General features: G+C 32.2%; 19 protein-coding genes. 10 read left to right on the plus strand and 9 right to left on the minus strand.

Annotated elements, in window-relative coordinates; translation table 11 throughout:
- Positions 1-45 precede the first annotated feature (45 nt).
- From secDF to asnB, 7 genes are all read right to left on the minus strand, one after another.
- Positions 46-3,072 carry a protein translocase subunit SecDF gene (gene secDF / locus DG508_RS04965; RefSeq protein ID WP_108867067.1) on the minus strand — a complete coding sequence of 1,009 codons (3,027 nt, stop codon included), beginning with the start codon at positions 3,070-3,072 and terminating at the stop codon, positions 46-48.
- 227 nt (positions 3,073-3,299) lie between these two features.
- On the minus strand, positions 3,300-3,920 hold the full coding sequence (locus DG508_RS04970) for a hypothetical protein (protein WP_108867068.1): 621 nt from the start codon (positions 3,918-3,920) through the stop codon (positions 3,300-3,302).
- A 148-nt stretch (positions 3,921-4,068) separates the two neighbouring features.
- On the minus strand, positions 4,069-5,007 hold the full coding sequence (locus tag DG508_RS04975; RefSeq protein WP_108867069.1) for a SecDF P1 head subdomain-containing protein: 939 nt from the start codon (positions 5,005-5,007) through the stop codon (positions 4,069-4,071).
- Positions 5,008-5,079: 72 nt separating this feature from the next.
- Positions 5,080-6,006, minus strand: coding sequence for a malate dehydrogenase (gene mdh / locus DG508_RS04980; RefSeq protein WP_108867070.1), 927 nt, complete (start codon positions 6,004-6,006; stop codon positions 5,080-5,082).
- A gap of 87 nt (positions 6,007-6,093) precedes the next feature.
- On the minus strand, positions 6,094-7,095 hold the full coding sequence (locus DG508_RS04985; protein WP_108867071.1) for a DUF6588 family protein: 1,002 nt from the start codon (positions 7,093-7,095) through the stop codon (positions 6,094-6,096).
- An 89-nt stretch (positions 7,096-7,184) separates the two neighbouring features.
- Positions 7,185-9,125 (minus strand): DNA topoisomerase (ATP-hydrolyzing) subunit B, encoded by a 1,941-nt coding sequence (gene gyrB, locus DG508_RS04990; RefSeq protein ID WP_108867072.1) that lies wholly within the window; start codon positions 9,123-9,125, stop codon positions 7,185-7,187.
- 392 nt (positions 9,126-9,517) lie between these two features.
- On the minus strand, positions 9,518-11,182 hold the full coding sequence (gene asnB, locus DG508_RS04995; RefSeq protein ID WP_108867073.1) for an asparagine synthase B: 1,665 nt from the start codon (positions 11,180-11,182) through the stop codon (positions 9,518-9,520).
- 262 nt (positions 11,183-11,444) lie between these two features.
- Here asnB and DG508_RS05000 point away from each other — a divergent pair, with 262 nt between their 5' ends.
- Positions 11,445-11,978, plus strand: a complete 534-nt coding sequence (locus tag DG508_RS05000; RefSeq protein ID WP_108867074.1) for a DUF2911 domain-containing protein — start codon at positions 11,445-11,447, stop codon at positions 11,976-11,978.
- Positions 11,979-13,362: 1,384 nt separating this feature from the next.
- Here the strand turns inward: DG508_RS05000 and DG508_RS05005 are convergent.
- Together DG508_RS05005 and DG508_RS05010 are read right to left on the minus strand one after the other, a co-directional pair.
- Positions 13,363-13,992: a 7-carboxy-7-deazaguanine synthase QueE gene (locus DG508_RS05005; protein WP_108867075.1), complete on the minus strand. Its 630-nt coding sequence runs from the start codon at positions 13,990-13,992 to the stop codon at positions 13,363-13,365.
- 119 nt (positions 13,993-14,111) lie between these two features.
- Entirely contained in the window at positions 14,112-14,570 is a 459-nt protein-coding gene (locus tag DG508_RS05010) for a RidA family protein (RefSeq protein ID WP_108867122.1), read from the minus strand.
- A 166-nt stretch (positions 14,571-14,736) separates the two neighbouring features.
- Here DG508_RS05010 and DG508_RS05015 point away from each other — a divergent pair, with 166 nt between their 5' ends.
- The 9 genes from DG508_RS05015 to DG508_RS05060 all read left to right on the plus strand — a co-directional run bounded on the left by DG508_RS05015 (position 14,737) and on the right by DG508_RS05060 (position 24,079).
- Positions 14,737-16,266 (plus strand): helicase HerA-like domain-containing protein, encoded by a 1,530-nt coding sequence (locus DG508_RS05015; RefSeq protein ID WP_108867076.1) that lies wholly within the window; start codon positions 14,737-14,739, stop codon positions 16,264-16,266.
- Positions 16,267-16,308: 42 nt separating this feature from the next.
- Positions 16,309-16,875 (plus strand): hypothetical protein, encoded by a 567-nt coding sequence (locus DG508_RS05020; RefSeq protein WP_108867077.1) that lies wholly within the window; start codon positions 16,309-16,311, stop codon positions 16,873-16,875.
- A gap of 184 nt (positions 16,876-17,059) precedes the next feature.
- On the plus strand, positions 17,060-17,899 hold the full coding sequence (locus DG508_RS05025; RefSeq protein WP_108867078.1) for an alpha/beta hydrolase: 840 nt from the start codon (positions 17,060-17,062) through the stop codon (positions 17,897-17,899).
- Positions 17,900-18,056: 157 nt separating this feature from the next.
- Complete coding sequence (locus DG508_RS05030; protein WP_108867079.1) at positions 18,057-19,064, plus strand: SIMPL domain-containing protein; 1,008 nt, start codon at positions 18,057-18,059, stop codon at positions 19,062-19,064.
- A gap of 110 nt (positions 19,065-19,174) precedes the next feature.
- Positions 19,175-20,047, plus strand: a complete 873-nt coding sequence (gene rluF, locus DG508_RS05035; protein ID WP_108867080.1) for a 23S rRNA pseudouridine(2604) synthase RluF — start codon at positions 19,175-19,177, stop codon at positions 20,045-20,047.
- Positions 20,048-20,233: 186 nt separating this feature from the next.
- Positions 20,234-20,887, plus strand: a complete 654-nt coding sequence (locus tag DG508_RS05040) for a hypothetical protein (protein WP_108867081.1) — start codon at positions 20,234-20,236, stop codon at positions 20,885-20,887.
- 186 nt (positions 20,888-21,073) lie between these two features.
- Positions 21,074-22,003 (plus strand): sterol desaturase family protein, encoded by a 930-nt coding sequence (locus DG508_RS05045; protein ID WP_108867082.1) that lies wholly within the window; start codon positions 21,074-21,076, stop codon positions 22,001-22,003.
- Positions 22,004-22,206: 203 nt separating this feature from the next.
- Positions 22,207-23,571, plus strand: coding sequence for an aldehyde dehydrogenase family protein (locus DG508_RS05055; protein WP_108867084.1), 1,365 nt, complete (start codon positions 22,207-22,209; stop codon positions 23,569-23,571).
- Positions 23,572-23,821: 250 nt separating this feature from the next.
- The gene (locus tag DG508_RS05060; RefSeq protein WP_108867085.1) at positions 23,822-24,079 is read left to right on the plus strand and encodes a LysM peptidoglycan-binding domain-containing protein; all 258 of its coding nucleotides are present in this window, start codon (positions 23,822-23,824) and stop codon (positions 24,077-24,079) included.
- Positions 24,080-24,283 lie beyond the last annotated feature (204 nt).

Below are 24,283 nucleotides of genomic sequence, written 5' to 3' on the forward strand. Positions count from 1 at the left end.
ACACAACGGATTTTTTTGATCTTATATTTATTGAAGTAAGAAGATTTAATTCTCGACTTCTTCTTCTTTCTTTTTAGTCTTCAGACCTACTTTCTTTACTGTATCAAACATTATTGGTGTAGCAATAAATAACGATGAATACGTACCTATAACCACCCCTATAATCAGAGAGAACATAAACCCTCGCAGCGGTACTGCGAATATGAAGATCGCAATAAGTACTAATAAGGTAGTCAACGATGTATTCAATGTACGACTTAATGTACTATTCAAAGCTCCGTTAACATTTTTATCTAATGGTCTACCTGTATATTCATTAAAGAATTCCCTAATTCTATCAAACACAACCACCGTATCATTCAGTGAGTATCCAATTACAGTAAGGATTGCTGCTATAAATGCTTGATCGATTTCCATATTAAATGGCATAAACTTATAAGTCAAAGAGAATACACCTAGTACTACAAGTACATCATGGAATACCGCTGTTACCGCTCCTAAACTAAATTGCCATCTTCTAAATCGTAATAATATGTATAAGAACACTACTATTAATGACCCTAATACAGACCAGAATGCTGCTTGCTTAATATCATCTGCAATAGTTGGACCTACCTTCATAGATGACATAATACCTACTTGCTTATCTTTACTCCCATTAGCAAACTCATCATAAGTCAACCCTTCTGGTAGATGAGGTTTTAATGATGTATATAGCTTATTTGAAATCTCGGTATCTATTTCCTCCCCAGTTTCATCAACTTTGTATTTTGTAGTAATCTTTAACTGATTATTTGCTCCCAGTGTTTTTGCCTGTGCACTCTCAAAAGTAGCTACAAGATCTTTTTCTATCACTGTAGGCACAACATCTTTAGCAAAACGCACTGTATATGTTCTACCTCCTACAAAATCAACTCCATAATCCAACCCTTGCGTAAACAAAGATGATAACCCTGCAATGATAATAATACCTGAGATTACATACGCTACTTTACGCTTTTTCAAGAAATCGATATTTACATTCTTGAATAAGTTTTTGGTAACTCCTGTAGAGAACGCTAATTCTTTTCCATTTTTACCATACCCATCAATAAACAATCTTGTTACAAAAATTGCTGTAAATAAAGAGGTCAAAATACCAATTAATAAAGTAGTTGCAAAACCTTTAATTGGCCCTGTACCTATAACCAATAAGATGATACCTGTAAGACCTGTAGTTATATTTGCATCAAGTATAGATGATAATGCATTATTAAATCCATCTTTTATGGCATCTGCTTGAGATTTCCCTTTTGCTAGTTCTTCTCTAATTCTTTCAAAAATAAGTACGTTTGCATCTACAGACATACCAATAGTCAATACAATACCAGCAATTCCAGGAAGTGTTAATACAGCTTTTAGCCCTGCTAATACCCCAAAGATAAACAAGATATTTACTACCAACGCTACATCTGCAAAAGCTCCTGCTTTACCATAATAAAAGATCATCCAGATTAATATCAATACTAATGCAATAGCAAAAGACATCACACCACTATTAATAGATTCTTGTCCTAATGATGGTCCTACAACTTCTGCCTGAATAATATCTGCAGATGCAGGTAATTTACCAGCTCTTAATACGTTTGCTAAATCTTTACCTTCTTCTATAGTAAAGTCTCCAGAGATTTCACTTCTTCCTCCTGTTATCTTTCCTTTGGTTACCCCTGGTGCAGAATACACTATATTATCCAACACGATAGCAATCTGACTTCTTTGGTTATAAGCACGATCGGTCATTTCTTCCCATTTCTTAGCTCCTTTACCATCCATTTGCATAGACACAACTACATTATTGGACTGGTCAAAAGTCTGTGAAGCATCTGTAATAACACCTCCACTTAATTCAGGATCATTATCTCTATTTCCTCTAAGAGCATAGAAATCTACTATTTCTGCATCTTTTTTACCTTTACTCCAAGCAAACTTAGTATGTCTTATACTTTGTGGTAATAATGCTCTGATATCTGATCTTCTGAAAAACTGTCCTAATTGCGCTGTATCTTTAACATTTGCAGAGAACAAAGCTCCTGGAACTAATGGAAAACTTATTAAATCATTTATTGGGTTTACCTGTGTTTCAACTTCTGATGAATCTTCTGCATCTTCTAACAGGTCTTCTATAGCTGTATCAGCAGTTGTTGTACTATCAATCTGGGCAGAATCTACTACTTTTTCTGTATTCTCTGCTACCTCATTCTCCACCTTTTCTTTTGGCTCTTTCTGCCCTTCTAATTCTTGTTTCAAAAGTAAGTTGGCTGCATTGATAAAACCGCCTAATTCTTGAGAAGTCTCTACATCCCAAAATTCAAGTTGCGCCGTACTCGTTACCAAACTTCTTACTCTTTCTATATCTTTTGCGCCAGGTAACTCTACCAAAATACGCCCAGATTCTCCTAAACGCTGGATATTAGGTTGAGTAACTCCAAACTTATCAATACGTTTACGTAATACTTCGAATGCTGACGCCACAGATTCGTCTATCTTACGCTTTAGAATAGGTCTTACCTGCTCATTAGTCATATCATAAGTGATATCATCACTTAAGTTTTTGTTTGCAAAAATATCAGGTGAAGCTAATTTAGCATCTGGAATTTTTTCAAACTCAGTAAAAAAGTCATCGATATAGTTATTCTGACTATTCTTCTGCACCTCATCTGTTGCAATCAATGCTTGATTAAATGAAGGGTCTTTTGATTTGTTTGCAAGACCACTCAATATATCTCTTACAGAAATTTGTAGGATAACATTGATTCCACCTTTAAGGTCAAGCCCTTTATTAAGCTCTTTATCTTTTGCATCATTATATGTTATACCAGCAAAGATTTCTTCTTTACCAATAGAATCTAAATAATTACGCTCTGCTGTTTCTCTTAATTTTGAGTAATCTTCTACAGTTTCAGCATATTTTTGTTGTGCATATGCTTCTGCTTCTTTTTCTTTTGTGTAGGCCATATACGTATATGACAATTGGTAAATACATACCAAGCCAAATAGAACCGCAAATATCCTAACAAGTCCTTTGTTTTGCATTATTTGTTGATTTTGGTCAAACCCTTGTTAAAATTGAGTTATTATTAATTACTCAAGGTTTGACAATTGTTTTTAATTATTTATTTGTGTGATTGTACTTTATCTTTTTACAGATATAAGCAGGTATCAAAAGCTAAAACAACTTTTGAGAGCTTTTTGTTCTCTCTCTTTTTATTTTACTTTTAATAAGAAATGAATTGTTTTTAGGAATGGATTATAAATCCCTATTAAGAGATTGGTCCCGCTCTTACTTCTGGAATAATAGGTGAAGTAGTGTCTATTGCAATTGCAATATTTCTATTTACTTTTTGAGCTACTTTTACCAGCTTATCAATATAATTAACATCAATTACAGCGATACAACTACAGGAGTTAAGGCTGAAATACCCTCCTTGCTCTTGTTTTACCTCTAAAACATATTTACTATTAAAGTCAGAATTAAAATCTGTACTCTTTTGGATTTCATAAACATCAAAATTATAATCTTTTGAGTTTTTATCTAAAGGAAATTGACTATCCTCGTTATCTTCACCATAAAATATATGATCGAGAGCTACATTTTGTTCTTCAGAAAGTATTTTTTTGATATCTTCTACATCTGCATCACTATAATATGCAATAGTAAGCTTACCATTGGCTAATCCTTTTGATATCCTAGTACGCTCAACACCTATTGATTGCAGCTGCTTTTTTACAATTTCAATCGTATTTTGAGCCTCTAGAGAGGTAACTTCAATATCAACAAATTCTAATACAATTTCCTGATTAGGTACAAGGGCTTGTTGCTGAATAGCAACAAGTAATGCTAGTGCAGTAATTAAAGTCCCGAAGTACCATTTTTTCTTCATTGCGCAAATATAAAAAATTAGAATTGCATTTCTAATGTCTTCAAACAAATATCTGGTTTACTTTATAAATATCAAAAAACGTTTTAATATTGGATTTGGTATACAGCTATTGAATTATGATAAAATCAATAAGTAGACGTATCTGCAATTAGTTAATTTGCGTAACATCAAAACTTATTATACGCATTTTTGAAATACTTCCTGAGTCTAAAATAATAGCAAGATCCTGAGCTTCTTCAACTGTAAAATCACTTGAAATTTCAAACTTCCCTCCTTTTATAGGACCCTGTGATACTCCTGGAGCGCTATACACCGCATCATTAATAACCATCGCAATTTGAAATCGTTCTTGAAAAGCTCTCTCAGTCAATCGCTCCCAAATCTCTGCTCCTTCTTCGTTCACCTGAACTGCAATTGCTGGTCGAGCCAATTGATCAAACACTTGCTTTGCTTGTTCTATTGTTTTTTGATCTAGTACAGGTTTACCATATTTACCTAATTTTAACGCATAAAGCGGAAAAAAACTTGTACGCTCTTCTTGCCTACCCCATACAAATCGTATTATTCGTCTTTTGGCTGGTAATTTCGTCTCAGCTCCCTTAAAAGACAAATAATGATTTATTATAGTAGTATCTTTTTCTGAAGCATAAAAAAGAATAGCTCCACTACTATACTCTGCTCTTTTGATTATATCTAGCAACGGATCAATATCATCATCCTTCTTTAACAAGTTGTTTGTTTCTATCAAAAAAGGAAGTATCTCTTCTATATTATAGGTTTCATAGAAATCTAATCTTCCCTCATTTATTACTAAATCTTTAATTCGTTCTGGATCATAATGTGTAGTTACTTCAATTGTAATTTGATCACTATCTTGTTTTCTTTCTATTTTGGAATCACTAGAAATTTTATTAATTCTATTTTTTAAAATTTCAACCACAGTATTGATTTCTTCATTTGATCCATTTTTTTCATCAAATGTCACTGTGATTTTAACTATCTTATCTGGTTTTGGTCCAAAATTACAGGAAATTACCCCTAAGAATAATAAAGTGAATAGTAAAATTTTGATAGATATTGTATACATATCATATGGCCTTATAAACAACAAGAGCTGCAAAATTGCAGCTCTTGAAGATATTATATTATACAGTATAGATTATAGTTCTAATAATCCATTTGTTTTTTTCACTCCTTCTGCACTTTCAGCTAATTTGGCTTTTTCTGCTTCGCTAAGTTCTATTTCTACAACTTTTTCGATTCCATTTTTACCTAACACTACAGGTGCACCGATACACAAATCGTTTAATCCATACTCTCCTTCTAATAATGTAGAGCAAGGAAAGATTTTCTTTTGATCACAAGCAATTGCTTGCACCAATCCTGATACGGCTGCTCCTGGAGCATACCAAGCTGATGTTCCTAATAGTTTTGTAAGAGTAGCTCCACCTACTTTGGTGTCTGCTGCTACTTGCTCCAATCTATCATCAGAAATAAACTCAGATACAGGAACACTATTTCTTGTTGCCAATCTAGTTAATGGCACCATACCTTTATCACTATGTCCTCCGATCACCATTCCGTCAACATCAGAAATAGGAGCTCCTAAAGCTTCTGCCAATCTGTACTTGAAACGTGCACTATCTAATGCTCCTCCCATACCAATAATTCTGTTTTTAGGCAGATTGGTTGTTTTATGTACCAAATAGGTCATTGTATCCATTGGATTACTTACTACAATGATAATAGCATTAGGAGAATGCTCAATAAGACTAGAAGAAACTGTTTTTACAATTCCTGCATTAATTCCTATCAATTCTTCTCTTGTCATTCCTGGTTTACGAGGGATTCCTGATGTTATTACAGCAATATCACTTCCTGCAGTTTTAGAATAATCTCCTGTAGTACCTGTTATTTGGGTATCAAATCCATTTAAAGAGGCTGTTTGCATTAAATCCATTGCTTTTCCCTCTGCATATCCTTCTTTGATATCTAATAATACTACTTCTGAAGCAAAATCTTTTATCGCGATATATTCGGCACAACTTGCACCTACTGCACCAGCACCTACTACTGTAACTTTCATGGTATATTTTTTTTGAATGTGGTTAAAACTTATTTGCTTGCGAAAATACAAATTCTTTAACGAATTTATTAGCAAATAAAGTGTTAATTACCAGCCAAAATTAAGGCCTAAAGAAAGATTATTATAATTCTGTAAAGTATAATCCATATTAGCTTTAAAAATTCCAAATTTTACTCTTGCACCTATAGTTGCCTTCACTCCATTTGTTTTATTTCTTACACTAATCGGATCAGTAATTATCTGCGAAGCTAATGAGCCATTTTGTACCTGATAGGTTCCTAGTACATCTGCATTACTTGATCCAAAATAATACCCTAGACCACCATAAAAATTAAAAACAGGAAATTTGGTAGACACAACACTTGTAATTAACCAGGAGTTTGTTTGCAAACTCACTTCTTGATCTGTTCCAGACACTTCACTATCAGAATTTATATCATAGAAACCTTTGACGTTTGTATATCCTATTAACGCCGATAACCTAACTGGCCACCTTTTTAGAGGAAATACCCAATCTGTAAATTCGTGTTGAAATCCCACTCCATATAATTGTATTTCTGCATCTTGCACAGCCTTTACTCTTGGCAAAAACCTCAACTTGATCTCTGTACTTTTTATCAATCCTAGTGATCCTTGAATAAAACCACTTGGTATAGAATTAATTCCCGAATCTCCAAACCCATCTGGCAGAACAATCTCTACTGCTGGGCCTTGATCAGAAGCAACTATTACAGAAACATCTTGTTGATTATTCCCTAATGCACTGGCTACTTCTTGTCTTGTTTGCCCACTTGAAAGTATTAAATTTGTATAATTGCGAGTATCTAAAACAAAGGATTGTTTCTCATCTCTCACAAAAGAAAGATTACCTACTATTCCCACTTCAAAGTGCCAGAGTTTTTTGGTTTTTGCAGTACTATACCAACCATTACTCATAGCATTGACCAATGATTCTCCTGCTGGAGCAAAATACTCCCCACTAAATCTTTGAGCATTATCAATTCCTGCTTCCAGAATTTGATCTATATCTGTTTGTGAAAAGCCGACATGACATAGAACCAATGTCAACAGCAACATGCATTTTTTCATAAGATTTGGGTTTAATAGGCATTGCAATATAAAAAAAAATCCGCTATACCATAGATATGCGGATTTTTTAGTCTTTTAACAAATACTACTTACGCATCAATATTTGCATAGACAGCATTTTTCTCGATAAATTCTCTACGAGGTGGTACTTCATCTCCCATCAACATAGAGAAAATTCTATCTGCTTCTGTAAGATTATCTATAGTAACTTGTCTCATTGTTCTGAACTCTGGATTCATTGTTGTATCCCACAATTGCTCAGCATTCATCTCTCCAAGACCCTTATATCGTTGTATCTTAGAATTTTCACCAAATTCTTTTACAATCATATCACGCTGATCATCGTTCCAAGCGTATTGTTTTTTAGCACCTTTTTTAACCAAATATAATGGTGGTGCTGCTATATAGATATGACCTGCTTCTATCAATTCCTTCATATAACGGAAAAAGAATGTTAATATCAGGGTAGAAATATGACTACCATCGACATCGGCATCACACATAATCACAATTTTATGATAGCGTAATTTTGATAAATTAAGCGCCTTACTATCTTCTTCTGTTCCTATAGTTACACCTAAAGCAGTAAAAATATTTTTTATTTCTTCGTTTTCAAAGACTTTATGATGCATTGCCTTTTCTACATTCAAAATCTTACCTCGTAAAGGAAGAATTGCCTGAAACATTCTATCACGCCCTTGCTTGGCTGTTCCACCTGCCGAATCTCCCTCGACAAGAAACACCTCACACAATGCAGGATCTTGTTCTGAGCAATCTGATAATTTTCCTGGCAAACCACCAATACTCATCACAGATTTACGTTGCACCATTTCACGTGCTTTTTTTGCTGCGTGACGTGCTTGAGCTGCCAGAATTACTTTTTGAATAATTGTTTTAGCATCATTAGGATTTTCTTCCAGATAATTTTCTAGCATCTCAGAAACTGCCTGAGAAACAGCAGAAGTAACCTCCCTATTTCCTAGTTTAGTTTTGGTTTGCCCTTCAAATTGTGGCTCTTGTACTTTTACAGATACAATTGCAGTCAACCCTTCACGAAAATCATCTCCAGCAATCTCAAATTTAAGTTTATCCAATAAACCAGAAGCATCTGCATACTTCTTTAAGGTAGAGGTAAGACCTCTTCTAAAACCAGATAAATGTGTTCCCCCTTCATGCGTATTAATGTTATTTACATAAGAATGTAAATTCTCTGCATAGGAATCATTATAAATCATAGCTACTTCTACAGGAATATCATTCTTTTCCCCTTCCATAGAGATTACATTGTCTATAATAGAACTACGACTTGTATCTAAAAATCTTACAAATTCTTTTAATCCTTCTTCAGAATGAAAAGTCTCTGTAACATCTTTACCTTCTTCATCTTGATGACGCTTATCTGTAAGGGTAATTGTTATTCCTTTATTAAGGTAGGCTAATTCTCGCAAACGACTTGCTAGAGTATCATAATTATACTCCAGAGTTTGCTGAAAAATAGTTGGATCTGGTTTAAATGTCACTACCGTACCATTAAAATCTGTATCACCAGTTGATTTTACAGGGTATAACGGTTTTCCTCTTTCATATTCTTGCTCCCATACTTTACCTTCTTTATGCACAATTGCATGCAGATGGTCTGATAATGCATTTACACAAGAAACACCAACACCATGAAGTCCCCCAGACACCTTATAAGAATCTTTATCAAACTTTCCTCCTGCTCCAATTTTGGTCATTACTACTTCTAATGCAGAAACGCCTTCTTTTTTATGTATACCTACAGGTATACCACGCCCATTATCTTTTGTAGTAACAGAATTATCCTCATTAATAGTAACATCTATAATATCACAATGTCCGGCTAAAGCCTCATCTATAGAATTATCAACAACTTCATATACCAAATGGTGCAGTCCTCTCACTCCAACATCACCAATATACATCGATGGTCGCATGCGCACATGCTCCATTCCTTCGAGTGCTTGAATACTATCTGCTGAATAGTTCTTCTTATTAGCTTCTTCGCTCATAAAGTCCCTTGTTTATTTTTTTTACTTTTTGACAACAAACAAAGATAAAAAAACAGTAAAAGGATAAAAGGGTTTTATCAAAGATGATTTAAAGAGTTATCAACAATTAGTTAAGAACCAGTACCAGAAAAAAGGAAAATGCTCTTAAAAACGATAAAAATGCCCTTAAATTGAATTTAAGGATATCATAACATTTTTAAGCATTTCTTAAACTTCAAAAACTAACACACTAGCAATGAGTAATCTAAAAAAACCATATATCCTGACTCCCTGTTTTTATTGGATTTATAAACTATAAAACCCTGAAAATGATTTTCAGGGTTTTACATCACAATTAACGCAACTTTCAGCTATAAGTAAACTGGAACTTGGTTATATTATAAAATACTAGCTTAATATGCTTCCTCATGTACGTTGGTTACTGCTCTACCACTAGGATCATTCATATTCTTAAACGCTTCATCCCATTCTAAGGCTATTTTTGTGCTACAAGCTACAGATGGTTCCTGAGGCACACTTAATGCTGCTGTATCACTAGGAAAGTGGGTTTCAAAAATAGATCTGTAATAAAATTCTTCTTTGTTTTGAGGAGTTTGTATCGGAAATCTAAAATGTGCATTCGCCATTTGTTCATCAGTAATTTCGGTTTCTACAACTTCTTTTAATGTATCGATCCAACTATACCCAACTCCATCAGAAAATTGTTCTTTCTGCCTCCAAGCAACGCTTTCTGGTAAGTAGGATTCAAAAGCTTTACGAATAACCCATTTCTCCATTCTTTCTCCGTTGATCATTTTATCTTTGGGATTAATTCTCATGGCTACATCCATAAATTCTTTGTCCAAGAATGGTACTCGCCCTTCTATCCCCCAAGCCGCAAGTGATTTATTTGCTCTTAAACAGTCATACATATGAAGTTTATCAAGTTTACGCACGGTTTCTTCATGAAACTCTTTTGCATTTGGGGCTTTATGAAAATAGAGATATCCACCAAAAATCTCATCTGCTCCTTCTCCAGAAAGTACCATTTTTACTCCCATAGATTTAATAACTCTAGCCATTAAATACATAGGTGTTGATGCTCTTATCGTAGTAATATCATATGTTTCTAGATTATAAATAACATCTTTTATTGCATCCAATCCTTCTTGGATTGTAAATTTAATCTCATGATGAACCGTCCCTATATGATCTGCCACTTTCTGTGCAGCTGCTAGATCTGGTGACCCTTCTAACCCGACTGAAAATGAATGTAATTTAGGCCACCAAGCATCTTTGGTATCATTAGATTCTATTCGTTTTTCAGAATATTTCTTAGCTATAGCTGAAGTTACAGAAGAATCCAAACCTCCAGACAGTAATACTCCATATGGCACATCTGACATTAATTGCCTGTGAACTGCTGCTTCCAATGCATCTCTAAGTTCATCAATACTCGTCTGGTTTTCTTGTACTGTTTTATAATCAGACCAATCTCTTACGTACCACTTTTTAAGCTCTCCTTCTTTACTATATAAATAATGCCCTGGGGGAAACAATTCTATTTTTGCACAAACTCCTTCAAGAGCCTTTAATTCTGAAGCTACATAAAAAGTTCCATTTTGATCCCACCCCATATACAGGGGAATAATCCCCATATGATCTCTTGCAATTAAGTACACATCTTTTTCTACATCGTATAAAGCAAAAGCAAATATCCCATTAAGATCATCTAAAAATGCTGTCCCCTTTTTTTGATACAATGCTAAAATTACTTCACAGTCTGATTCTGTCTGAAAATCATAACTCCCTTCAAATTGCTTACGAAGTTCTCTATGATTGTAAATCTCTCCATTTGCAGCAAGGATTAATTTTTTATCTGCACTAAATAATGGTTGTTTACCAGAAACGGGGTCTACTATTGCTAATCTTTCATGAGCAAGTATCGCATTATTGTCTGAATATATTCCACTCCAATCTGGACCTCTATGTCTTATTTTTTTTGACATCTCTAATAATTGAGGTCTTAACACCTCTGAGTCTTGCTTTAAATCAAAAGCACAAACAATTCCACACATATCTTTCTTCTTTTCTATTAGTTTGAGATATCAAATATTAACTTATAGTTACAAAATAAAAACAATAACAACGCATCACCTTACAATATCAAACAAAAAGAACACAAAAAACTATAAAACAAAACAAAAAACATTATTTCTCCTTACTTCTACTACTAAACTGTTACTACAAACATTTAACACAATTTATAGACAGGATTAACACTTCGATTGTAAGTTCACAGATATCTTTACAGCAATCATAAAAATTAAAATCACCATTATGAAAAAATCACTCGTATTAATTATTATTATGTTTTTGGGTACGCTATCTTCTGTAAATGCTCAAAAGTTTGCTGGATTACAAAAAAGCCCAACTGACATTTCTTATGCAAAAAAGGATAGAAATGCCAAACCTGAGATCAAAGTTGTTTATAGTCGTCCTCAGAAAAAAGGTCGTAAAATTTTTGGTAGTCTAGCCGCATATAATAAGGTATGGAGAACTGGTGCTGATGAAGCAACAGAAATTAAGTTCTATCAAGATGTAAAAATGGGAGATAAAACTATCAAAGCAGGTACATACTCTTTATTTACTATTCCTGGTGAAAAAGAATGGACTATTATTATAAATTCTGACCTTGATAGTTGGGGCGCTTATAACTATGATAAAAGCAAGGACGTTGCAAGAATTAATGTTCCTGTAGCCAAAGGTGATGAATTAGAAGTTTTTTCTATTGCATTCAAAAAGACTGACAAAGGATATCATATGGCAATGGGATGGGACACTACTGTTGTAGAGGTTCCTTTTTACTTCTAATCAAATTTTAAATCTTCTTATATAAAAAAATAGCTTGAACGTTTTGTTCAAGCTATTTTTCCCTAAATTAAAATTATTAAGTGTGCGTTTTAGTACCTCAACAGAGGTCAATTAGTTCTTCCTTCAACTACCTTTTCTATCTATGTATTGCATGACCAGACGCGCCAGGTAGTTCTTTTAGAAATTCCATTACGATTCTAAAAGTTAATCTAAATTTTGTGTAAAATAGCCCCATAAGTGTTTGATTAAAAGTTAATTATTATTGTTATTGTTTTTCAAATATAACATTGATATTACGAGATATCAATAGTTTTATATACATTTTAGATATAAATTGAGATTTCACCGACGACTAACACAAAAAGCTCAATTTCAGCAAGTTTCGCTTTTATTTTTTTATTCATTTACATAAAGAAAGCAGGGTGATTTCCCCAAATCTCTATATTACCCCATCAAATAGCTACTTTTATTATTTTTCACTATTACATCATGTTTTCTTACAATTCTTATCTATGAATTGCATTACTACAAGCCGATGGTAATTGTCTTAAGAAAGTTGTTAATGCTTTCATATCAATAGTCAAAATACCGTAGAGAAATTTCATAATCTTTTGATTTTTAGTTTGTTACACAAATATAACACCTATATCGTATTACTTAAAAAAAATTAACATATTCAAATTGAATTTTTAGACATAAAACATCGTAGAAACGACATACAGCTTAAAAGAGACTACAGTCAATTTTTATGTTAGGAAATTTCCTACTCAAATATTGCAATATATAGGGGTTTTTTCCCCTTTATTAATTTTATTTAGATTTATTTAAAGCTTATAAAACACAACAAAAGCAATAAAAAGAGGGTTCTGAACACGTGCAACCTAATTATTATAGTAATAATAATTTTTCTGGTAGTTTTAAAGAAGTAAAATCGTGTTGCAAGAAGAAATGATATACATAGTCAAGGTAACTGTAGTATATTTTGTGAAATTCTAGTTATTATTATAAAAATCAAGAGATTGTCTCCGCAAAACAATCTCTTAATCAAAGCACTATAACATGTAATAACAAGTAATATATTATTATACCCATGCCCAATCTATTTACCCATTGCATAACGTGATGCTCCTGGTAAATCTCTTAAAAAACTTATTATAATATTAAATTTTAGTCCGAAAAAAGTAGTAATATATTTCATAACATCCTGATTTTATAATTATACTGTAAATTTAAAGCATATCATCAGTTGTCTTTTCAAAAAATCGTTAACTGACCAAAAAGTGTATTTAAAATAACATTTTTGTTCGACGAACGGTAAATTTTACTCGTTTCACAGAACAAAATTACGGTATTACATTAAAAATCAAGGTATTTACAAGTACTATTATGGGATATTAAGATATTTGTGTGTTTGTAATGATACTTTCCATTTTGGGTTTTTCATTACATAATCAACAATCATAGGAACTACCTTATCTCTTACACTCCATTCTGGTTGAAGATATAGCACACACTCCTCTGAAACCTTTGCAGCTTGTTTTTCTGCAAATTCAAAATCACTTTTATTATAGACAATACATTTTAGCTCATTTGCTTTTTTACTAACCTCTTCTTTTGGTAGCATTCTTTTTTTAGGAGAAAGGCAAATCCAATCCCAATCACCTGTGAGAGGATATGCTCCTGATGTTTCGATATGTGTTTTGGCTCCCTTTTCTTTTAGACCATCTGTAAGAGGGTTCATATTCCAGGTAAGAGGCTCTCCTCCTGTAACTACAATTACATTACTATGTTTAAGTGCATTTTCTACAATTATATCAGTATCAGTTGGAGGATGTAGATTAGCATTCCAACTTTCTTTTACATCACACCAATGGCATCCTACATCACAACCTCCTATTCTTATAAAATAAGCTGCTGTCCCTTTATAGTAACCTTCTCCCTGAATGGTATAAAATTCTTCCATAAGAGGAAGCATCTTTCCATCATTTACCAATTTCTGTACACTCTTTTGCATAAGGGAGCAAAGGTAAATAATATTAAATTACGATTTTACAATAATTAGAATAAGAAAAAAGTCTTTAGTATAACTCTTTTTTATGCTACAAAAAAGCTTTTTTTAAATCATCCAAAACTCTATTTCTTTTTGACCGCTACGCACTCTATTTCTATCTTAGCATCTTTTGCAAGTCCTTTTGCTGCAAAAGTAGTACGAGCAGGTTTATGAGGAAAATAGTCTTTATAAATCTCATTAAAAGCAGAAAAATCGTTTATATCAGAAAGAATCACAGTGCACTTTACTACATTTTCCATATCCATATTATGATGCTTCAAAACATCTTTTATATTTTCCAAAGCTTGCTTTGTTTCTACTTTTATCCCTCCTTCAACTAATTCTCTTACACTATGATCCATACCTATCTGCCCAGATAGAAAGTATAAATCTCCAACTTGTACAATATCAGAAAATGGAGCTTTTGATTTTTTGGGTTCGTGTGTCTTATGAAAAACTACTTCTTTTTTAGAATCAGAAGTATTCATAGTGCATCCTATAAAAATCATTAAAAGACATATAAGAGAAATTGTTTTTTTCATCTGTTTATATCTGAAATTATAATTATTTTCTTGTTTAGTCATAACTTCAAAACCGATTTTAATACCATTTTTATAAAGAGCTACAATTTTACTTTGTATTAAAAATAACGTATAATTTCTATAGAAAAGTTAAGATTCCTATTTTTATGCAAAATTATTTCTAATTATGAGTGATAATCAGGCATTTCTAGATCATATAAATAAAGGATACACCACCAAAGGTGATTTTCTAACCATGGGAGCAGCTATGTATAATGGCGAGACGATAACCGATGCTCATGTAAAAATCCCTTTAAAAACATTAAACCGTCACGGTTTGATAGCTGGAGCAACAGGTACAGGAAAAACCAAAACCCTACAAGTAATAGCTGAAAATCTAAGCGAACAAGGAATCCCTGTACTTTTGATGGATATAAAAGGAGACTTGAGTGGAATCGCAGCGGCAAGCCCAGGACATCCTAAAATCGATGAACGTCATCAGAAAATCGGCATTCCCTTTGAAGCCAAAAATTTTCCTGTAGAAATTCTCTCACTCTCTGATCAAGATGGGGTAAGGCTTAGAGCTACAGTAAGTGAATTTGGACCTGTATTATTATCCAGAATCCTTGATGTAACAACTACTCAAGCAGGAATTATTTCTGTTATTTTCAAATATTGCGATGATAATAAACTACCCCTATTAGATTTAAAAGATCTAAAAAAAGTATTACAGTTTGCTACCCAAGAAGGAAAAAAGGAATTAGAAAAAGATTATGGTCGTATCTCTACTGCCTCTACTGGGTCTATTTTACGTAAAATAGTAGAACTTGAGCAACAAGGAGCTGATCAATTTTTTGGTGAGAAGTCATTTGAAGTTCAAGATTTGTGTAGAATTGATGAAAACGGCAGAGGTATAATTAATATTATTAGATTAACAGATATACAAGATAAACCCAAGTTGTTTTCTACTTTTATGCTGAGTCTTCTTGCAGAAATATATGGTACTTTTCCTGAGCAAGGAGATAGTGGAAGGCCTGAATTAGTAATTTTTCTAGATGAAGCACATTTGATTTTTAAAGAAGCTTCTAATGCGCTTATGGGCCAAATAGAAAGTATTGTCAAGCTTATACGATCAAAGGGTGTTGGTCTTTATTTTGTAACCCAAAACCCTACTGATATTCCAGATGGAGTATTGAGTCAGCTAGGTCTAAAAGTGCAACATGCACTTAGAGCATTTACTGCAAAAGACAGAAAAGCGATCAAACTTACTGCAGAAAACTATCCTATTTCAGAGTATTATGACACCAAAGAAATGCTTACTTCATTAGGAATAGGAGAAGCACTGGTATCTGCTCTTGATGAGAAAGGGCGTCCTACTCCTCTTGCCGCTACCATGCTACGGGCACCAATGAGCCGAATGGATATATTAAATGAGAATGAACTAAAAGATGTACTCAAAAAATCAAAGCTTATTCCTAAATACAATAAAGAAATTGATAGAGAGAGTGCATATGAGCTTTTGAACGAAAAAATAGAAAAAGCCGAAGCAGAAGAAGCAAAGGCTGCCGCAAAAAAAGAGAGAGAAAAACTCGATAAAAGCTCCTCTCGTACAAGAAGCCGAAGGACTAGTACTACCGAAAAAGCTATTATAAAGGTACTTACTAGCGCAACCTTTATAAGAGGTGCTCTAGGAGTACTAAATAAGTTATTGAAATAAATTACGTTATCTCTTTATATAAAATATTCAACCATCTTAATTATGAAAAAAATATTTTTCAAAGCCCTTCTTGTTCTATTGATTATCACAAGCTGTAAAAAAGAGCAACAACAAAACCCTTTTGAAATAGCAACTAATAGAATAGGACTATTGACCAATGAGATACAGGTTAATGAATTGGATTCTATTTTCGCAAATGATTCTATTGCAAAAAGAACTGCTGGAGATCAGTATTTAAATAGTACAAACGAAATTGAAATTTTTGAAAAAGGTGGAGCAAAACTCTTGGTTATAGAACCCAAAACAGAAGCAGATCCTAGCTCAACCATAGAGAATATACAAATTATAGACCCAAGATACAAAACAGTTTCTGGGCTATCTTCTCATAGTACTTTCAAGGACATTAATGACAACTACACTATTTCAAAAATTAATAACACATTAAGTACAGCTGTAATATTTGTAGACAGTATCCAGGCATACTTTACTATTGATAAAAAAGAGCTTCCTCAAAAATTCAGACAATCCACCGATATAGAAATACAAACCACTGATATTCCAGAATCGGCAAAAATCAAACATTTCTGGATAAACTGGGATGCCAATTAAATCTATAAATAGATAAAAACAACACTTATAAACTTTCCTTTTTTATAAAAAAGGAAAGAAAAGTTTCATTAAAGTGTTTTTATCTACCTTGCTATAATTCAAAAACGATAGGTCAATACTTTTTCTTCAAGAGGAATATAGATACTTTTACACACATAATAGAAACAGTACAACGTGAAGATGAATGAAAGAAAAATATAAAAAATATCTACCTCTTATCATAGGAAAATATATCCAATGCCTTTTCCTATTTTATCCAAAAAAGGCAATTCATAAAGCATACATTCTATTTTGTACTCCAAGAAAAGGAAAAGTGCAACCAGAACAAGAATATTTTCTTGAGGAAGCCGAAGATGAAACTATCTTGATAGGCTCTACTCATATTCAAACGTATAGATGGGCAAACACAGGAGAAACAATTTTACTCGTTCACGGATGGGAAAGTAATACACATCGATGGAAAAAATTAATTAAAAAGTTACAAGAAAAAAACTACAATATCATCGCTTTTGATGCTCCAGCTCATGGCAACTCATCTGGTAAAATACTAAACATTCCATTATACACAAAGTGCTTACAAAAAGTGATTGAGTTATATAGACCTAATTATGTCATGGGGCATTCTGTAGGTGGAATGGCCGCTATTTTTCATCAATACTCTTACCCTAATGATGAGATAGAAAAATTAGTTATACTAGCTCCCCCATCAGAGTTATCAAGAATCATGACAGGGTATCAAGATACATTAAAACTATCTTCTAAGTTTATGGCTGCACTAGATCAATATTTCAAAAATAAGCATGGTTTTTATTTTGAAGAGTTTTCGATTTCTGAATTTTCTAGAAACTTAACTCAAAAAGGACTCTTAATTCATGACAAAAACGATACTATTGCACCATATTTTGAAGCAAAAAGCATAAGTCAAAACTGGAATGGGGTTCAATTTATCAGTACAGAAAACTATGGGCATTCTCTATTTTTTGATGAAGTAGACACTATAATTCTTGATTTTTTAAAAACATAACCAAGTATCAGATAACACACTGATACAATTTCCACCTTCTTTTTGGTTTATAGTTAAAAAGCCACTTCACTCAACCATAACGGTAGTTCACTCATTCTTACTTTCTACATATAGGGTTTCAAGTATATGTTTGTATTAAATTATAACTACACCAATTATGAAAAATACAACTTTTGCTTTTTTTTTATTAATATCATCAGTTATTTCTGCACAGATAAATGGAAACGTTTCTTCAATTTCTAGACAAAATGTTGTCCATATGGAAAACAATTCCATTATATATAAAGATCAAATAAATCAGTTTAGAAAACAAAATCTGGTTCCAAATCCAATAATAACTTTAGATGTTAAGGCATTACACAATATTATTGCTGACTCATATACAGCTGTTTTTAATGTAACACAGATAGGAAAAACATCTGAAGAGACTAACAGGCTAATGAAAAATCGAATGGCAAAAGTAAAAAATGAATTACTCGCAAATGGCATTCCTGAACAAGATATCATTCTTGATGTAGTATCATTTATTCCTATATATGAAACCGTAGTAGAACACAAAATATTCAGTAAAAAATACAATGAAGTTCCCAAAGGTTTTGAATTGCAGCAAAATATTCATGTAAAATTCACAAAAGTAAATCAGTTTGAAAAAATACTTTCTGCTTGTGCTAATAATGAAATTTACAACCTTGTAAAGGTTGACTATTTTATCGATAATATTCAAGAAATATATTCACAACTACGTGTAGAGATATTAAAAACATTAAAAGAGAAACAACAGTTTTATACTGATTTAGGTTTTGACATAACACTTTATAAACCAACTATTGCAGATACTCAATACTGTTACTTCCCAAAAGAATTCTACAAAGAATACCAAGCATTCAACAGTACTTCTATAGAAGCATTTAGCAAAAAACAAGGGGTTCAAAAAACAACAAAACCAATATCATATTATTATGACCCTTTATCATTTAAAGATTATGATATTGTTATAAACTCATCAATTGTAGAACCAGTAATCCAAATAGGACTAGAGATAAAATTACAATACACATCAAAACCTCAAGAACCAAAGCCAGCTGATAAAGAAACTGTAGCTCCCAAATATTTCTTAATATCACCCAATGGAAGTATAGACGTAAAAGAGTTAAAAATAAGCTAGAAAACACATCATAAGAATTGATAGAAGTATTTAAAATTTATATTTTCTAAAAACCAAATAGGTAATAGGATCCCTTTATAAATATTATCTTTGTACATTATTTTAATTGTATGCCAGAAAAAACACTTACCAGACTTAACAAATATCTAAGTGAAGTTGGGTATTGCTCAAGACGTGAAGCCGATAAATTAATTGATCAAGGAAGAGTTACTATTAATGGCAAAATACCCGAAATGGGAACTAAAGTTGCTCCAGAAGATACTGTACAAGTAGATGGTGAATTAATTAATCAACCTAAAGAAAAACATGTTTACCTTGCTTTTAATAAACCTGTAGGAATTGTTTGTACCACTGCTCAAAACGAAAAAGACAATATTATTGATTATATCAATTACCCTAAACGTATTTTTCCTATCGGTAGATTAGACAAACCTAGTGAAGGTTTAATTTTTTTAACTAGCGATGGAGATATTGTAAATAAAATTTTAAGAGCTAGAAACAATCACGAGAAAGAATATTTAGTAACTGTAAACAAACTAATTAGCCCTTTATTTATAAAGCGAATGAGTAATGGTGTCCCTATTTTAGATACAATAACTCGCAAATGTGAAGTAGAGCAAGTTAATAAATATGATTTCAAAATCATTCTTACACAAGGGCTCAACCGCCAGATACGAAGAATGTGTGAGTATCTTGGGTATGATGTAGTTCGGCTAAAAAGAATTAGAATCATGAATGTGCCTCTAGATGTTCCCCTAGGAGAATGGAGATATCTTACAGAAAAAGAACTCCTAGTTCTTAACTCAGATACTGAAGATTCTAGTAAGACAGAAGAAGCTTCTGCTATCGAAGAAAAAAAACAAAAAAGAAATAGTACTACCCATAATAAACGGTTTATTCCTAAAGACTCTAATAAAAGAAGAAACGATAACAGAAATACACATCCATCAAAAAACAAAAGACGTAGAGATAGGAAAAACTAACGAATTCTAAGTTACACCCAAGCAGTGTACTGTACCATTTATATATTGAAATTATCAATAGTAGATACCAAGAAAAAGTAATCAGCAACAATCTGCTGTTTTTCATTTTAAAGTATTTTTAGTATCTTCAACATGCTTACTTCATACATTTCATTTTTTTAAGTAATCATTTATAGTAAACTGCTTATGAAAAGAATAGTACATTATACCACATTAATTTCCTGTATATTATTATTAAATAGTTGTGGAGTTCCACAAGCTGATTATGATACATTAAAAGAGGAAAACAAAAAACTAAAACAAGAAATACTAAAGTTAAAAAAGACATTAAACGATAGTGATCCTGAAGATCAAAAAAAAACTAAAAGTTATCAAAAAGCACTATCAAAAATGCAAGAAAAATATGACCCTACAAATAGTGTCACATGGTATTCTGATAAATCCTCTATAAAAGTTAATACCAAAAATTATATTCAGATTTATGTTGGTAAAAAAAACAAAGGCAAAACATGGCTTGGTCTCTCTATCAATTATTTTACTAAAAAAGATTGGTTATTTATTCAAAGAATAGAAATAGATGTTGATGGCAAAACTTTTGAAATAGAAGAAGAATCTAAAGGTGAATTAAAGAAAAAAGAAGAATCTGGAGGAAAAAGAGAATGGATAGATCGTATTGTAAAACAACTTGAAATACCCATGATAAAAGCAATAGCTTCTGGTAAAACGGTTAAAATAAAGTTTTTTGGTAAAGATGACGTAAAAGAAATGACTGTAACAACAGCAGAAAAAAGATCTATGCAAAATGTACTTAAAGCTTTTTATGAGCTTAGAGAACTATAAAAAATACTCAGTCAAAACAAATTCCTTATCTCACTTAATATTACTCATTTAAGGCTTTGTTTTTATTGTCTTTTTCAAAATCAGTTCTTTTTGAGTATAATTCATAATCGAATACTTCTTATAATTATAGCGATTTCCTGAAAATTCTCCCTATATTCTGCCCCCAAACAAATTTGACAAAAAAAGATGGATTTTACCAACCCCTTGGTTTATGGAGTTCCTTGTTTCTTAGGACTTATATTACTAGAGTTAACATACAGCAAAACTCATGATCATAAAGAGCTATATAATTGGAAAGATTTAACTGCCAGCCTTACTATGGGAGTTGGATCAGCTATTTTAGGTCCACTAATCAAAACAGCCTTTTCAATTGTTCTTTTTCACTTTGTTTATGAGTTTTTCAATCCAGAAATAGATGGAGTTCGAACAAATATAATGGGATGGCAATCTTTTGGATATGCATGGTATGTATGGCTATTATGTCAACTTGCAGATGACTTTACCTATTACTGGTTTCACAGACAAAATCATATGGTTAGAGTATTATGGGCGGCACACATTGTTCATCATTCATCAGATAACTTTAACCTAGGTACTGCCGTTCGTAATGGATGGTTTACACTCTTATACAAACCACTATTCTATATGTGGTTACCTGCCATAGGATTTCCTCCAGAAATGGTAGTAGTGTGTTTAGGTATTGAAGCTTTGTGGCAATTCCAACTTCATTCTGTATATATTCCTAAAATGGGAATTATTGAAAAATTTATGAATACGCACACAATGCATCAAGTACATCATGCTAAAAATTTAGAGTATATGGATAAAAATCATGGGGGATTCCTTAATGTTTTTGATAAAATATTCGGCACATGGAAAGCCCTTGATGAAAATATAGAAATACAATACGGAGTAACACATGCTCCTAATTCTTACAATCCATGGACTATTCTTACTCATGAGTATAAAGATATCTGGAACGATACCAAAAAATCAAGAAACTGGTATCATAAATTCATGTACATTTTTGGCCCTCCAGGTTGGAGTCATGATGGAAGCACTTTGACTGTAAAACAAATGCAAAGAGATCTTGAAAACAAAAAGATTCCTACTTAAATAATCTTTCAAAGCACATTTCTATTTAAATACTATCTCTAGAATGAACTCTAGAGAATTCGATGGGTTCTTTACTTTTTTTTAAAAAAATCATTGTTATTTTTATAGGGCAATAAGTTGTGTATATTTTAGAATATAAACATATATGATATATATTTTTTATATCATATATTGTTTTTATAGAGATTTTATACTTTTCTACCATGAATTATCAAGAGATTATAAATCAGCAACGCTATTTTTTTAACACAAACGCTACAAAAGATGTCACGTTTAGAATCAACCAATTAAAACGATTAAAGGCTGTTTTAAAAAAAAATGAGAAACTTCTCTATGATGCCATTTATACCGATTTTAAAAAATCAGAATTTGAGACTTATACTACCGAGTTATCTATAATATATCACGAAATTGATCTAGCACTCTCAAAAATCAAAAAATGGGTTAAAAAAAGAAAAACTTCTACAAGCTTGGCTAACCTTCCTGGTAAAAGCTACATCATACCAGAACCCTACGGAACCATTTTGGTAATTGGAGCATGGAATTACCCATATCAATTATCCTTATGCCCTGCAATATCAGCAATTGCCGCAGGATGTACCGTTATACTCAAACCTAGCGAATTATCCTCATCTACTTCTTCAATTTTAGCACAACTTATAAATCAAAATTTTGATTCTAATTTCTTTAAAGTTATAGAAGGCGGCGTAAAAGAAACCACTGAACTATTAAAAATCAAGTTTGATAAAATATTTTTTACTGGTAGTGCTACTGTTGGAAAAATCATATACCAAGCAGCCGCACAACACCTCACCCCGGTTACACTAGAATTAGGAGGAAAAAGCCCCGCTATCATCACAAAAGATGTAAACATCGATTTAACTGCAAAACGATTGGTTTGGGCTAAATTCCTGAATGCTGGTCAAACTTGTATCGCTCCTGATTATGTTATGGTTGAATCTAGCATTCACGATCAATTATTATCTGCCATACAAAAACATATCACAAAAGCAGATTACAATGTTTCTAACCATAATTATACACAAATTATCAATGATAAAAATTTTGATCGCCTTAATAAACTTATAGATCCAAGCAAAAAATTTATAGGAGGTATTAGTGATGCAAAAAAAAGAATAATCCCCCCAACTATTCTAAAAGATATAACATTTTCTGATCCATCGATGCAAGAAGAGATATTTGGCCCTATTCTTCCTATACTTACATTTGACGCTATAGATCAAGCTATCAAAAACATAAAATCACTTCCCTCTCCTCTTTCTTGTTATGTTTTTACTAAAAACAAAGCTATCAAAAATAAAATTCTACATGAGATTCCCTTTGGTGGTGGTGCTATAAATGATGCAGTTATGCATTTTATAGAACAATCTCTTCCTTTTGGAGGTATAGGAGATAGTGGGATAGGTAATTATCATGGAAAATATGGTTTTGAAACTTTTTCACACAACAAAAGCATCCTACAAAAAACCTTTTGGGTAGAACTAAACCTAAAATATGCCCCGTATAGCATAAAAAAATTAAAATGGCTAAAACGCCTCATTGGGTAATCAAAACACCTACCGATAAATAGCTCTTCTTATTTTCATAAAAATTTAATACTATAATATTTTACATTTTTTTTATATGCTGGGGTTTCCCGTAAAAATTTTAAATAATTGTGTAGTAAATTAGAAGTAACAAACACAATACACACAAAAACAAACATTTAAACCATGATATAAGTATCATATTATAATTCAATCATACCCTAAACTAAACTGATTGTAATCAACTATTAATAATATAAAATACGCGAATATGAGTTTAAAAAAAATAGCCAGAAAATGTGGTGTAACCCTAAGCTCACTAAATGACCTCAACAAAGGAAATGTAAGAGCTAGTATTGCAGAAAAACTTGGAGTTACTGTTTCTTCTTTACAAAATTTTGTAGATGGAGGATCCAGTACTGCACTTGCTTCTAAAATAGAAATAACTTCATCAAGTTTACAAGAACTTCGAAACTTAATTGGACAACGAGGTGCAATAGGTTTAATCATAGGCTTATTGCTATCATGATCATTTATACAAAAAATGATAATAACATTCTGATTTATGAATTACCAATCCTTCTTAATACTCATAAATCAGAATGTTATAAATACAGAAATTACTTATACACATAAAATCAAAAACAAAATAATACTCACAATCTATAATCCCTACCCCTCTCGGTTGTATTACTACTAATCTTTATTGTAATGTAACCTTATAAAAAACGAC

This window comes from Aquimarina aquimarini (genome assembly GCF_900299535.1).
GTDB lineage: Bacteria > Bacteroidota > Bacteroidia > Flavobacteriales > Flavobacteriaceae > Aquimarina > Aquimarina aquimarini.